General features: G+C 34.9%; 18 protein-coding genes. 1 reads left to right on the top strand and 17 read right to left on the bottom strand.

Annotated elements, in window-relative coordinates:
* The first annotated feature begins 202 nt into the window (after positions 1-202).
* Positions 203-1,339, top strand: coding sequence for a response regulator aspartate phosphatase (locus tag BTA31_RS15300; RefSeq protein ID WP_076793016.1), 1,137 nt, complete (start codon positions 203-205; stop codon positions 1,337-1,339).
* Between the two features lie 403 nt (positions 1,340-1,742).
* Here the strand turns inward: BTA31_RS15300 and BTA31_RS23065 are convergent, their stop codons facing one another.
* The 17 genes from BTA31_RS23065 to BTA31_RS15225 all read right to left on the bottom strand — a co-directional run bounded on the left by BTA31_RS23065 (position 1,743) and on the right by BTA31_RS15225 (position 12,879).
* Positions 1,743-1,928 carry a hypothetical protein gene (locus BTA31_RS23065; RefSeq protein ID WP_239693215.1) on the bottom strand — a complete coding sequence of 62 codons (186 nt, stop codon included), beginning with the start codon at positions 1,926-1,928 and terminating at the stop codon, positions 1,743-1,745.
* Between the two features lie 8 nt (positions 1,929-1,936).
* Positions 1,937-2,326, bottom strand: a complete 390-nt coding sequence (locus tag BTA31_RS23190) for a type II toxin-antitoxin system HicA family toxin (RefSeq protein WP_083698324.1) — start codon at positions 2,324-2,326, stop codon at positions 1,937-1,939.
* A gap of 171 nt (positions 2,327-2,497) precedes the next feature.
* Positions 2,498-2,881, bottom strand: coding sequence for a cystatin-like fold lipoprotein (locus tag BTA31_RS15290; RefSeq protein ID WP_076793014.1), 384 nt, complete (start codon positions 2,879-2,881; stop codon positions 2,498-2,500).
* A gap of 56 nt (positions 2,882-2,937) precedes the next feature.
* A complete protein-coding gene (locus BTA31_RS15285; protein WP_076793012.1) occupies positions 2,938-3,444 on the bottom strand; it encodes a hypothetical protein in 507 nt (168 codons plus the stop codon).
* Between the two features lie 11 nt (positions 3,445-3,455).
* Positions 3,456-4,385 carry a bifunctional lytic transglycosylase/C40 family peptidase gene (locus tag BTA31_RS15280; protein WP_422109661.1) on the bottom strand — a complete coding sequence of 310 codons (930 nt, stop codon included), beginning with the start codon at positions 4,383-4,385 and terminating at the stop codon, positions 3,456-3,458.
* A 76-nt stretch (positions 4,386-4,461) separates the two neighbouring features.
* Positions 4,462-6,690: a CD3337/EF1877 family mobilome membrane protein gene (locus tag BTA31_RS15275; RefSeq protein WP_076793008.1), complete on the bottom strand. Its 2,229-nt coding sequence runs from the start codon at positions 6,688-6,690 to the stop codon at positions 4,462-4,464.
* 10 nt (positions 6,691-6,700) lie between these two features.
* Positions 6,701-7,027, bottom strand: coding sequence for an STIV orfB116 family protein (locus BTA31_RS15270; RefSeq protein WP_076793005.1), 327 nt, complete (start codon positions 7,025-7,027; stop codon positions 6,701-6,703).
* A 16-nt stretch (positions 7,028-7,043) separates the two neighbouring features.
* A complete protein-coding gene (locus BTA31_RS15265; RefSeq protein WP_076793002.1) occupies positions 7,044-7,328 on the bottom strand; it encodes a hypothetical protein in 285 nt (94 codons plus the stop codon).
* 20 nt (positions 7,329-7,348) lie between these two features.
* A complete protein-coding gene (locus BTA31_RS15260) occupies positions 7,349-9,847 on the bottom strand; it encodes an ATP-binding protein (RefSeq protein WP_142243754.1) in 2,499 nt (832 codons plus the stop codon).
* Positions 9,735-10,259 (bottom strand): conjugal transfer protein, encoded by a 525-nt coding sequence (locus BTA31_RS15255; RefSeq protein WP_076792997.1) that lies wholly within the window; start codon positions 10,257-10,259, stop codon positions 9,735-9,737. Before BTA31_RS15255 ends, BTA31_RS15260 begins: the two co-directional genes overlap by 113 nt.
* Before the next feature lie 11 nt (positions 10,260-10,270).
* Positions 10,271-10,564, bottom strand: a complete 294-nt coding sequence (locus tag BTA31_RS15250) for a hypothetical protein (protein WP_275667497.1) — start codon at positions 10,562-10,564, stop codon at positions 10,271-10,273.
* Complete coding sequence (locus tag BTA31_RS15245; RefSeq protein ID WP_076792991.1) at positions 10,539-11,603, bottom strand: conjugal transfer protein; 1,065 nt, start codon at positions 11,601-11,603, stop codon at positions 10,539-10,541. Before BTA31_RS15245 ends, BTA31_RS15250 begins: the two co-directional genes overlap by 26 nt.
* 20 nt (positions 11,604-11,623) lie before the next feature.
* The gene (locus BTA31_RS23055; protein WP_167370611.1) at positions 11,624-11,779 is read right to left on the bottom strand and encodes a hypothetical protein; all 156 of its coding nucleotides are present in this window, start codon (positions 11,777-11,779) and stop codon (positions 11,624-11,626) included.
* Positions 11,780-11,787: 8 nt separating this feature from the next.
* On the bottom strand, positions 11,788-12,099 hold the full coding sequence (locus tag BTA31_RS15240; protein ID WP_073411677.1) for a hypothetical protein: 312 nt from the start codon (positions 12,097-12,099) through the stop codon (positions 11,788-11,790).
* Between the two features lie 9 nt (positions 12,100-12,108).
* Complete coding sequence (locus tag BTA31_RS15235) at positions 12,109-12,390, bottom strand: hypothetical protein (RefSeq protein WP_073411675.1); 282 nt, start codon at positions 12,388-12,390, stop codon at positions 12,109-12,111.
* Positions 12,368-12,625, bottom strand: a complete 258-nt coding sequence (locus BTA31_RS15230) for a hypothetical protein (RefSeq protein ID WP_076792989.1) — start codon at positions 12,623-12,625, stop codon at positions 12,368-12,370. The genes BTA31_RS15235 and BTA31_RS15230 overlap by 23 nt, the downstream gene beginning before the upstream one ends.
* A gap of 17 nt (positions 12,626-12,642) precedes the next feature.
* Positions 12,643-12,879 (bottom strand): hypothetical protein, encoded by a 237-nt coding sequence (locus BTA31_RS15225; RefSeq protein WP_076792984.1) that lies wholly within the window; start codon positions 12,877-12,879, stop codon positions 12,643-12,645.
* Positions 12,880-13,029: the final 150 nt, after the last annotated feature.

Here is a 13,029-nt window from a genome sequence, read left to right as displayed (position 1 = left end):
CATTACATAAGGTATAAAAGTATTAACATTAGTTTTTTGTTGGAATTTCAAAAGAGGAAACAGTCCCCTTTTTCTTTTCTCTACTCTTTATTTATTTGCGGGATACCGAAAAAGTTTGGTTTAAAACTTTCAGATTTAAGGAAATATGCTATCATATACAATAAATGGATACAGAGAGTGAGGACATGGAAGGGGCAAAATTATGAAACAGAAAATTCCGTCAGAGAATGTTGCCGTTAAGCTTAATGAATGGTATTCCACAATACGCAAAAATCAAGTGACAGATGCGGAGTTTATTAAATCCGAAATAACACATGAACTTGAACAAATGGAAGAAGACCAAAACGTTTTGTTATATTATTCTTTGCTTGAATTCCGCCATAATCTGATGTTGAAAGACTTGAAACCAAACAAAGCAGCAGACATATCGGAATCATTATCTAAAATCGAAGCAAAGAAGGAAGACCTACAAAACTCTCAAATCGATGAATTGATTAATTATTATTATTGGTTCTTTAAAGGGATGTATGAATTTAAACAACAGAACTTCAACACAGCAATAACCTGCTATAAAATCGCCGAAAAGAAATTAGCCTTTGTTAACTGCGAGGAAGAAAAGGCTGAATTTTATTATAAATTATCTGAAATTTACTATCATTTAAAACAAAACTACATCTCCATGAATTATGCAACGATGGCTCTTGACACTTTTAAAGCCCATGAAACTCTAACAGAAAAAGAAATTTATTGTTACTTTGTAATAGCAGGAAATCAAGTTGACACAATGAAATATAAAGAAGCCTTGGAAACTCTAAAGGCAGCTTTAAATAAAACAAAAACAACTAACAACATTCACTTATTGGCATCTGCTCACTTCAATTTAGGGAACTGTTATTTTTATTTGAACAAATTTTCAGAATCATATGAACATATACAAAAGTCTCTAGCTATTTTTAAAGAAGAAAAGTCAGCATATGAAGCAAAAGCTTTATTCCAATTAATGTACGTTTGTTTAAAACAAGAAGATTTCGTCGAAGCATTAAACCTCTATGAACAAGGTATAAAGTCTTCTCGTGTTATAAATGACAAACCCCATGAAATACAGCTTAACATCTTGAAAAAAATTTACATTGATCATGGTTCTACAGAGGAAGAATTTAAATATCTTGAAAGTAAGGGATTGTATCCTGATATTGAAGAAATGGCCATAGATGCGGCTGAACATTATAATAAGATTGGAAAATTAGAAGAGTCGGTCGAACTTTATCGAAAAGCAATTAAGGCAATGAATATCAATAAAAAGGGAGGAATCGGCCATTTTTTACCGAAAAGCAATTAAAGTAATGAAAATTGATGAAAAAGGGAGTTGTTTAATGATGAAGAAGTTTTCATTAGGAATGATTACTGTATTATGTCTAGCTGCTTTTGTAACAATCTCAAGCAATTTTGCTCATACGTCCGAATCACATCAGATTGCAGGCAGAATGATTACATCATCAGTGAACATAGATGAAAGCACATTAACTTAAAAAAGCAGGCATATGCCTGCTTTCAAATTTAATTCCTTAAACTTTTCTTCACACCCCCCTATTTCTAGACACATGAACAAGTTTTAATATGAATCACCGACTTTTTTCATTAACTACTGATAATCTATGAATTTCGTTTTCTGTGAATGCTCTCCTCATTATTAGCCTTAACAAAAAAAAGACATTGAGATAGAACTCAATGCCTTCAAAATATTAATCATCTATATCATCAATTTGCTTTCCTTCTTCATCAACTTGGAAACTTCCTCCTCCAAATTGCCAACCTTTACTCTCTATAAATTCCAAAAAATCATCCAAAAATTTATTGTGTCCTAAATCCCCTTCAAGCGAGTATATAACACCTTCTATCTTTACACCGGATTGCTTCAAAATATCCACTTCCTTTATTATTTTATACCAGCTTGTTTAAGAATACTATTCAATGTCCCTTTAGCCAAGCTTTTATTCCCGTGAGATGGAACTATTGTTGTCTTTCCTTTGGAATTTTTTAATTTAACATGACTACCTTTTTGACTTACAACTTTAAACCCTTTTGATTTCAAAAATTTAATTACTTGTTTAGCACTTGCAGCTCCAGCACCCCAAGGCATTTCAGCCTTAATTACTTTATGAGGTTTTATTTTAAGACCCATTTGATCTACAGTGGGAAGTTTCACATAATGTTTCTTACCACCAAGGGTAAAAGTCGCAGTTGCAGCTGAAGCTGATTCAGTTGCTACAAATAGACCTGCAAAAAGTAAAGTAAATGTTAATAAAGATACTGATAATTTTTTCAAATTTTTTTCCTCCTAATGTAATAGATCCAGAGGAAATTATATCATATAATTCTGTTTTTTGTAATGTTTTTATTAAATTTTTCCTTAATTTTAGTGAGATATGACAATATATTTAATAACTTCAAATGTCCTCAGAAAAAAACAAGTATATACCTGCTTTAATGGTTTATTCTAGTTTTCTAATTTTGTTTCTTCACCTTTATTTTCTTCATAATCTGGCGTTTTCTTATCTAACCCTAAACGGTCGCCCTTCCCATCACCTGGCATATGATCTAGTTTTTGATAAGATTCACCGCTTTTTTCATAATATTTAAATGTTGATAATTCACGACTATGGTTTTTCATATAGAAAGCAAACTGTATATACTTTCCTCCATCATAAACCCGAATTACAGCATTATCCCTAGTAAAGTCCTCATTACCAGCATTCATTTCTTTTAAAGATTTCTTTTCTTGACTTATCACTTTATCAATTGCTTCATCATATTTATTTCCACCACAAGCAGTTAATGCAAACATCATGATTAGACTAAGGAAAATAAAAACGTGTCTCAAAATAGCTTTCCCCTCCTTTTTCAATTATATATAATTTTTTCTCGTTTTTCCACATTTCATCCATTCCCTTTAATTTGAACATCATCAACCAACCATTCATTATTTACTTTTTTCATTGTCGTCTGAACAATCAACGTTTGATTTGTCGTAACAGAATTTGCTGTAGTAGCCAACTCTACAACATTTAAAAACAATTCACTCGATTCATCAATATTCTTTGAATAACTTTCTAAAGAAAGCAATTCACTTTGTATACTGACTGTATGATTTTCATTTGTACGAGAAGGAAAAGCATAATCTAATCCCTTTTTAGTTGTCAGCTTCTTCACATCATCAAAGCGCTTATCTGCATCAGAATAATTAAAAAACGCTTCAAAAAATGTCTTATTTTTAGAAGCGCTGCCTTCTATCTCTTTCTGATTCATTTTTTTAATATTCTCTTCTAAAATTTGATTTTTCTCAGTCAAATTTTCAACCTTCAAATCCTGTTGTCTCTGAACAAAAAAAGAAGTTATTATAAGCACCAAAACACAAACCGAAGCCCACAACACATGTGTTTTCATTTTTTCACTCCTTAAAATTTAATTCTCCCAAAAGAAACTAGGTGCTTTCGCCAATAACCAGCTTTCAAGTCTGAATATTCAACCCCGCTGTCATTTGAATTAAACATTTTCCCATCCCCCACATAGATTCCTACATGTGTAATGGCTTTGCCTGCATAAGTACCACCAAAGAAGACTAGATCGCCGGGTTTTGCCTGTTTTTCACTAATTCTTTTAGTTGCTGAATATTGCTCTTGGGCTGTTCGCGGCAGAGATATTCCAGCTTTAGAATATGACCACTGAACCAAGCCAGAACAATCAAAACCGGTTTTAGGATTCGAGCCGCCCCAAACATAAGGCCGCCCTTCATATTTCAACGCTTCCTTCATAATCGCCTCATAACCATCTATAGAACCGTCTACAGGTTTAACATCTCCCGATCCTTTCAGATAGCGCATAACATGATCTACATAGTCAGGATCACCATAACTTCTCCATCCCATTTTAAGTGCCTGTATACGGCTAAATTCTATGGCTAGTTTTTTTGTATATTTGCCACCATTTTTTTTAACATAATCAATGAACCCCGAACCAAAATTATAAGCTTGTAAAGTAAGTTTAATGTCTTTTCCAGCTTTTATATAAACCTTTTTAAAATGTTTAATACCGACCCTTATCGATTCTTCAGGGTCGGTTATTGTGTTTGGCGGTAGCCCAATACTCTCAGAACTTTGCATAATATCTAAATAGCGCCCACCACTTTCTTGCATGGTGAGCGCCATAATAACATCTACCTGATCAAAAATCCCTTCTTTACGGGCGTATTTTTCAAACACTGCCCTAAAGCGTTCAACTTCTGGACTAATCCCATTAGAAACATATTCACTATCATTCCCACCTATACTATCATTATTAGTATTATTTTTATTGCCTGCTATAATTGCGGCAATGACAATAAACATGATTAGGAATAATAGAATAGGTGAGGAAAACAAGAACCCTATAAAAATCTTTTTCAAGACAACCTCCCCTTTTTAATCATGATCTTTTATCGCTTCTTAACCTATTCTCTGCTTTAGAAGAAGTTCGGCTAGCAATATCGTTTAAGGCAACTGTTTGATCACTTCTTTTAAAACCTGAATCCTTTGGAGCAACTTTTTTTACAGCTGCTTCCCTATTTACATGCGTCTCGCTGGAAGGATTATTTTGTTTTTCCCCACTAAAAAAATTGCCTGTTTGAACACTAGAAGAAGGTGAGTTCGAACGGACAATTTTCACGTCATTACTATTAACATTTTCTTTATTCAACGTACGAATGTTTTCAACATTTGTTGGTTGATTAATACCCTTTTCCTCTTGTATTTCAGCAAATTGACTCTGTTTTGTTCTTTCAGTTTCTCTTATGTTTTCCTGCACTATCGGTGCTTTTCTAGGGTTGTCACCTTTTTGTTCCTGCTGAATATCAACAGTAGAGTTATATTGATTTTGAGAATCATTAAACCGATTTCTTTTCACAAAGTCTTTTTGATCTGTTCGCTCAGCTTCAATTTCAGTATTCCTTATTGCTGGAGCACGCTTAAATTGTTCCTCTTCTTTTCGAAGTCCATCATTATCAGAACCATTATTTTGCCCAGGCACTATTCCTCTTTCATTGTCCTGTTTCTTTAAGAGATTATTATGCTGTTCACTCTTCATTGAATGTTGAGGTTTTCTATCCAAAGCCTTCTTATTATCAAGAAGGTTAATATTTTGATCTTTTTGTGGAGTTCTTTCAACTGAAAAACTCTCTGTTCCTAAAGCTGTAGCATTATTAGATACACTAGGGTCTGATGATTGTTTTAAATCTTCAGGGGTTTTGTTATGGCCATTACGGCCAAAGGTTTTATTCCAAACATCTTTAGCTGATTCCCATGAAGGTTGAACAACATTTCTTCTCATGTTCTCCATCATATTATTATCTACGGAAACCACCTTTCCGGCAGTTACAAACTTCACAATTTTATTTCTGTGCTTAAATCCCAGAAAAAGTGTCAAGAAAAGCACTATGACATTCAGAAGATACATTCCAAAATTGTTAGGAGGCAATAAAGTGTCTATGATAAAACAAATTACATACACAAACAAAAACACTATTCCTAACATTGCCTTTAATATATAAACGCTGCCCAAACGCCCCAATGAAACAAATCCAGAATATGCGAATTGGGGAATATAAGCAACAACAAAGGCAAATGGAACAAAAAACACAATCACAAGCGCAATGATTTGAAGCAAAAAGTTTAGAAAAGACAATCCTAGAAAAGGAATTCCTAATGCAATTGAAGCAAATAGCCCAATTATTGATTCACCAAACTGATTATACGCATTGCCAGATGTAAGAGCTTCATTATTATATTTATCTATTTCTGTACTTTTTATATATTCAAGCCTTGCCTTTTCTCCATCAGAAGACAATTTATAAGATAGTAGTTTATCTACACGATTCATCCCCCCTTTATCATCGCTGCCTTTTTCATTGATCTTCTTTTCGTTCGCCTCACCAAAATTGACAATCATATAGGGCTTTTTTAAAGCAAGATCAAAATACAAATTACGCATAACCGCAATTGTACCTTCCATTTCCTTTCCCTTTTCAATGTTTGAAGCTTCTACAAATCTTCCTTCATCTTTTGCAATTCCTAGTAGTCCATTACCAGCATTCAATAACTTTCCTTGGGCTTCGACAGACAAAGCGTTCAACGCCTTCATGACATAGCCAGCATTAGACATATACCACCCGCCAATGATCAAAACCACAAGAAAAAGGATACTTCTTCTCATGGCTTCTTTTGCACTTCCCCTTACTGCAAACAGATATAATATATAACCTACGGCGAATATAAAAAGCGCTTCTCCAAAGTTATCTTTCAAGGTTGTATAAACCCTTTTTGAAACATTTGTAATTGAGTCTGCAAATGCATCAATAGGCTGTAAATTATTCAAAACCTCCATTCCCATATCAACCACACGCACAACATTTCCAGCAGTAGAGAATAACACGTTTGTAAATCCTATGAACGGACCTTTTAACCAGTCATCAGAATCTTCATTATTCGCTTGATAACGGGAAATCGGAAACCGTTTTATTTCCAACTCAACCCCGCCAGCTTTTTCAACTTTGGGCTGTGTCGTCACATCACCATCAGCAGAGAAAACAGACAATGCCATGGCAAAGGTTAAAAACAGCAAGAAAACAGCTGACACTATTAAAATCCTTTTTCTTTTCATGTCGCCCTCCTTAATCTAACCTTGTGATTAAATAAAATTCATATTCTGCATTTTTCAAGTCAGCTTTTTTCAATACTTTATTTTCTGGATATCGCTCTTTCAAACTGAAACAGATAGCCTTTTGATATCTCCTTTGCCTAAAACACTTTCGATTTTGTTCAATCTTGATTCCTAGCAGCTCTTGTAAAAATAGCGCTGTAGACTTATGACCAATAAAGCTTTTATAAGAACCATTACATGATGCCAAACATTCATGAACGTCTTCCAAGGAAATTTTCTCTGCTTTGTAAATGCCCGGCCATGTCATTATCATAGAATTCAAAAAAGCAACTTCCATATTTTCATCCCCTCTATTATTTTTTCTTTTCTTCATATCCTCTCAAACCATAAAAGGCGGCAAATAGAAATCCCCCGTACGCAAGTAAATAAGCTCCGATTGCCCCAAGGATATAATTAGGGAAAAAAACTGCTACAATCCAACAGATGAAAAAAAAGAGTATACCAAATCCGAGACATGAAAAGTATAAGCACTCGATCACATCAGACATTGACATCTTTCGACAATCAATAAATTCTTGCAATCTTTTTTTAATAATAAGAAAAAGGACAATCCCTACAATTGCCCATAACATGAACATAATTAAATCCCTCCATCCAGTTACAAATATTTTTCTTCCGCATATGCCACAGCTTTCTTCTCAACTGTTTTTAAAGCACCTTGCCACTCCTCAAATAAACACTCAATTGAAATTTTGGAGGTGCGCCCATAGTAATCTTTAAATAAACATTGACCTTGAAACATAGAGCCTAGCATTTTTTCATTTTCTTTTGTGACCTCCATGTTCATCCACTTTAAAACCTCTTCACGTTCGTTTGGTTCATCAAAAGCAAAGGCAACACCGAAGTTTCCGGAATCTTCTTCTTTTAATGCATCTTTTGTCGATTGAGAAATAAAAAATTCCGCATTGTTATATGATCGACCAATACGGCGCATCTGCCTTTCTACTTTTTTTCCTTGCTGGGACGTAGTAAATATCCACGCTTCATCAATAAACTCAACCGTCTGCTCATCAGGATTCATGCCAAACAGTTCGCAGAACTTGCCAAGGGCAAACATAACAGCACTTGATTTTAACTGAGAAATCGTATAATTCTCGATACGTTCCGAATGCTCCGGCAAATCCAAATTTTCAACTTCTAAGATGGTGATACGCTCATCTAATGAAAGTGCAGGATTGGAGCCATCATGAATACACAGTTTTAAAATTGAATCCGAAACAACTTCATTTAAATAATCTCCAGCTTTCCGGACTGCCGGCTCTTGATTCTCTCCCTGCATTTCTTTAATGATGTGGAGAGAGCCAACTTGTTCGCCCCGTTGTTTTCGCTCAATCACATTTGATGTCGCTCTTAGGAAAGCCGTATTAACATCGTCTTTCCCCTTGAAGTCGTATACTTGTTCAAAGATAACTTGAACTAGTTCTTTCGCTTTCATCGGTGGCAAAAAACAAATTGGGTCAAGAGCACCCCAGTTATTTTCGTTTTCATGATCTAATGTGATATAGTGAAACTTTTCTAAATGAGCAACATACAAAGGAAAATTTTCTATGATGTATTGATCATTTAAGACACGCTGAATCCATTTTCGCATTTCTTTTTTCGGATCAATATAAAGCGATTTTATTTTTAGAAAAGTAACGTAAATAAAAATCAACTTTGCCAGATAAGATTTCCCATTTCCTGTATCACCTGTGATCAAGCAATGAGGTGAACGAGTTTTCGAGCCTTTCAAATACTGATTCGCCAAGAAAGGATGGTATAGAACGAAATCTCGACTTGAATAAATAGCATTCTCTAAATCGGTGTGCTCCATAAATCGATCAATCCAACCAAGAAAAAATCCAATCTTGGAACCAATATCCGAGTTAATTGCAAATAAACATTCGGCTAATCCGTCTTGAGTGGTTTTCTGTATCCAGTTCTTATCTGTAATATCTAACTTTTCACCAGGCAGCATTTTATAAAATAAATTTAATTGGTCAGCAACAGGAAGCCTACACGTAATTCCTGCACCTTTTAAATGCCGTCTTACAATCGTAGCCTTTCTAACACACTCTTTTTTCGTGTCTCCATGAACCACAATAACCGCCAACCAATTCATTAAATAAACTTCTTCTTTTTTTATTTCATCTTGTAAATGTCTGACGAGAGTTGCGCTTGTAACTGTAGAAACATCACTTCTGTCTCCCGTACTTTGCTGTTCAAGCTGCTCTTCTTTTAATTGTTGTTTTTTGATATTTAAAGCCGGCTTTGTGATAGACTTCGATTCTGCTTGCACCTTCATTTGCACCTCTACAGGAAAAGGCAATGACTGAGTTTCATAAAACAAATCACTTTCCGCCATGTTATGAAGAAACTCGTCAATGACTACGAAAGATACAAAGCCTTCATCTCGATCACTGTGAAGGTTTAAAACAGATGGGTTTGTAGGATCAATCAGTGTATTTGTAATAGAATCAAATTTTCTCATTTCACTTTCTTCTTTTGTATGATGATTTAAGCCACGGACAAAATGATAACGATTAATATACACCATCTCATTTTCTGAAAGCCTTTCCCCGCGAACAGATGTCATAATATTGGCGAGGTTGTCTTCTACTTCTTCATATTGTTTAAAAAAAGAAGTGGAAACGCTTTGTTCCCACCCCAACATTTTCACAACTGTATCAGTAGCCGTATTAAAAAGCGAAAGAATATTATCCTTAACTTCCATGCTCATATTTACCAAGCTATTTTTCAACTTAACACCAAATATAAAATCATACTTTGTCAGTCTTTCTAAACGTTGTTCCAACAGCCTTACTGTTTCTTCATTGTAATATCGAGCTACGTCAAGAGCATCTTCCGCAATATCTGATTCCAACTCTTTGAAGCGTTTATCTAATTCATATTCACTTGGATACATCATCAAATGGAAGTCCTCATAAGAGGTAATTTCCTCAAGCAAATGTTGCCACTTCTTTTTATAAGCATTTACCTTTTCTTTATTCTGCATAGGAATCGAGTTGCTTTTTATGCGGTAGTACGCCCACACGTCTCCCGTTCTTGTCAATAACAGATTCTTGTTTATTGCCTTCATAGGCGTTTTCAATTTCATTTGAATTACCCACCACCTTTACAAGTTTACGAAATTCAATATTTTTCTCATTACAAAGATCAACCTTTCGATCATTACAATATTTTTTCTTAGGAAGTTTAATCATCAAGTAATACTTAATCAAATCAAGAAAATACAAGTATATGTTTTTTCCTTCTGGCTTAATTTTTGTCACGAGCATTGTTAAGAAGATCGGAATACCAAAAATCACAAAGATTGATGAATTTTCAAAAGCGTGAGGGAAAACCTTCCTCACGCCGTACCAAAAGCCGAAGCAGAGAGCAACAAATAAGAAATAATTGATTGCTGGTATCAGCTCCACTGCAAAAGGCAGTGAATAATTTTCCGTTAGTTGCTGAATCTTCTTAGGCTCTCTCATTGCCTTACGATAGTTAAACACTAAACGCCCCATCATTCAACCTCCTAGAGCTTATCAATAAAACTTCCGACCCAACCTGAAAGAGTAGACCAGTGATTGACAGCCCAACCCACAGCACTTGCAACACAGCAAGCAAATACGATTCCGCCAATTCTTAGCTTCAATAAATGCTTAGAAGCAAGAAACGCACCAACAATGAACGCAAACTGTGAGACAACATCCGCTGTCCACCCTTTTAGTCCTCCAAGAGTAGGAAGGTCTGCACCTAGAATTAAATGATTAAAGAAATCCATATTTAAAAAAATCTCCTTTCTATTGATGTTTAAAATTTTGAACATAATATTGACCGCTGTTTTCAGTCAGTTTTAAAGAAAAATTCTCAACTACTGGTATTTCATTTTCTTTTTCTTTAAATTGGACAACACAAAAAACTTCGAAACCGTTTTTCGTCTCGAAGATTTTCATATCTGTTATTTCACCGAATACAAGGCTACCAGCTAACGCCTCCGGCTCTTTCATCATATAGACCATATCTTCCTTCTTTTCTGAAACGTATTTCTCAAAGAAGGTATTGAGAAATTTTTCGATTGAATCCTTTCTCTCTCCGGTATATTCATCCCTCGTGTCGTCTGTATCCTTTACTGTGATTTCACCTCTCAAATCATAAACCTGTGTGAAATACGGGACAGCAGAGACAGCAAACGAATCACCCTTACTTATGACAGGAATATTCAGTAACATTTGTTTTTCAGCCTTTTCATTTTCAGTGACTTTTTCTTTCACCTTCTTTTTCTTTTTTCCATCTTTCACTGTTTTTTCAACTTCTTTTTCTACAGGAAATAGATTCGTATATGTCACCTTATACTGGAAAAGGCTATATTTATCACCCTCTTTCACGTTATATAAGCTATAATCATTCAACACTCGATCGCCCTTTATTCCGTCTAGCTGAAACCTTTCACTTTCTTCATAATCACTTTCTGTTTGTTTAATCATGTAATTTTCAAGATTCTGTTGTCGTTTTTCAATTGATTCATGATCATTTTTCACATTGACATATTCATTAATAAAACCCGTCAGAAAATTTTCCGCAGCAGGAATAGAGATTTTTTGATCGTTCTCTTTAGAAGGCTTAGTCGAATCAATCCGAATATCATTCACCACAGATCGAGTATTAACAGAAAGTACAGCTGACAGCAGAGAAAACAACAGCAAAACAGATAAACAGGACCAAAGCGTAACAGCAACAATTTTCGATCTATCACGAGGAACTTTTTTCTTGGCTTTTTCCGGTCTTTGAACCCGTTTAATTTTTTGAGCAATCGAACGGAAAAAGGATTCTTCTTTTTTTTCAGGCAAATTTTCTTTTTCAGGCAACCTTTTCACCCTCCTTTTAATCAAGCTGTGCTTTTTTCATTGTTTTCTAACTTCATATTTTTAGTAAGCCGCATTATTGACCTGGCAATCTTTCCATAATTCGGTTCATTCATTTCAGTAACGATAATCTTCATTTTTTTGCCGCCAACATTACACACCTTTACTGTTTCTTTCATTTCAGACCTCACTTTCTATTAGTGGTTTTCTTCTGTGTCTTTTCAATTTGCTTAATACTTTCCATGAATGACAAAAAGGATGCTACACGTGGTAACACCCTTTTTATGCTTTCATTCTCCATATAAACTTTTACGCTTGTCATCCGACCGTCAGGCAGATAGCGTGTTTTATAAAATGTGTACCTGTATTCAGAAAACCCTTTCCGGTTTTCACCTTCCACAACTAGCATGCAATCTCTGCTTAAGCTCCTAACAAAGACTAAAGACGGAATACCTACATTAAATCCCAATCTCCTAAATCGATTGTCAACAGCAGACATCCAACCACCTCATTTTGAGAAAGTATCATACGACCTCAAAATTTCAAACTCAATATTAACTTCCTCTGTTTCTTCATCTTCATTTTCAAGAATGAAAAAGACAGCAGATACAAAACGCTTAAGATCTTCTTTAATGAAGGTATCAAATTCAAGCAAAATCCTTTGACCCTTCTCATAATAAGGGACTGTTTCTTTCAGTCTTTCAATGAATCCCTCAGCCAATTCCAATAAACCAACTTTCTCTAGTTCGCTTTCTAAATATGCCTTGTTAAGTAGATTTACGATCAACATTTAACCACTCCTTAAAATCTTTTGACGCTTTAGGCAATGCCCAACGTATACCTACAGTTAATAGCGCAAATAAGATAACACTCACAACAGGCCAAACATAATTATGATTAATTAATGTCGCATAAAAGATAACTGAAACATACAAACACAGAAAGACATAAGCCAACAGACAAAACAAACCAAACAATATTTCCAATATCGTAATATCATCATCATTATTTTTTAATTGTTTCACAATCACTTCTCCTTATATCACTCTAATATTCCAGTAGATAGAATATCATCCATCAAATACTCTGCTTCTGCCATCGTAGCAACTCTATCAGGAAACCCACCAGCATCTGAACATTGTCCCTCTTCGCTCCGAAGTCTCCAACGTAACTCGCTTAAAGCTTCCTGAATCTTATCAGGATTAGCAGACGGAAAATTTTTTTCAATAATAGAACGATGGTAAGAAACGACTTCTTCAACCATTTCATCAAACATCAAAACATTTCAACTCCTTATATATTTCTTGGGCTTTGCCCAAACCCACCAACGTAAGCACGTTGGATTGCAAATAATCATTCCCCCCATCCCCCCGATTCTTCGGGGGGCTCCCTCGCCGGTAGGCAGGAACAAACGAAATGTTTGTTCAAT

Source organism: Bacillus haynesii, from assembly GCF_001969855.1.
In the GTDB taxonomy this organism is placed as follows: Bacteria; Bacillota; Bacilli; order Bacillales; family Bacillaceae; genus Bacillus; species Bacillus haynesii.
The sequence above is the reverse complement of the archived record's forward strand: the minus strand, read 5'-3'. Positions and strand labels throughout refer to the sequence as shown.

Excerpts from the sequence above, each read along its gene's own strand:
- BTA31_RS15300 (WP_076793016.1), top strand. The coding sequence starts at position 203 with ATGAAACAGAAAATTCCGTCAGAGAATGTTGCCGTTAAGCTTAATGAA.
- BTA31_RS15285 (WP_076793012.1), bottom strand. The coding sequence starts at position 3,444 with ATGAAAACACATGTGTTGTGGGCTTCGGTTTGTGTTTTGGTGCTTATA.
- BTA31_RS15280 (WP_422109661.1), bottom strand. The coding sequence starts at position 4,385 with ATGTTTATTGTCATTGCCGCAATTATAGCAGGCAATAAAAATAATACT.
- BTA31_RS15275 (WP_076793008.1), bottom strand. The coding sequence starts at position 6,690 with ATGAAAAGAAAAAGGATTTTAATAGTGTCAGCTGTTTTCTTGCTGTTT.
- BTA31_RS15270 (WP_076793005.1), bottom strand. The coding sequence starts at position 7,027 with ATGGAAGTTGCTTTTTTGAATTCTATGATAATGACATGGCCGGGCATT.
- BTA31_RS15265 (WP_076793002.1), bottom strand. The coding sequence starts at position 7,328 with ATGTTCATGTTATGGGCAATTGTAGGGATTGTCCTTTTTCTTATTATT.
- BTA31_RS15260 (WP_142243754.1), bottom strand. The coding sequence starts at position 9,847 with ATGAAATTGAAAACGCCTATGAAGGCAATAAACAAGAATCTGTTATTG.
- BTA31_RS15255 (WP_076792997.1), bottom strand. The coding sequence starts at position 10,259 with ATGGGGCGTTTAGTGTTTAACTATCGTAAGGCAATGAGAGAGCCTAAG.
- BTA31_RS15250 (WP_275667497.1), bottom strand. The coding sequence starts at position 10,564 with ATGTTCAAAATTTTAAACATCAATAGAAAGGAGATTTTTTTAAATATG.
- BTA31_RS23055 (WP_167370611.1), bottom strand. The coding sequence starts at position 11,779 with ATGAAAGAAACAGTAAAGGTGTGTAATGTTGGCGGCAAAAAAATGAAG.
- BTA31_RS15240 (WP_073411677.1), bottom strand. The coding sequence starts at position 12,099 with ATGTCTGCTGTTGACAATCGATTTAGGAGATTGGGATTTAATGTAGGT.
- BTA31_RS15235 (WP_073411675.1), bottom strand. The coding sequence starts at position 12,390 with ATGTTGATCGTAAATCTACTTAACAAGGCATATTTAGAAAGCGAACTA.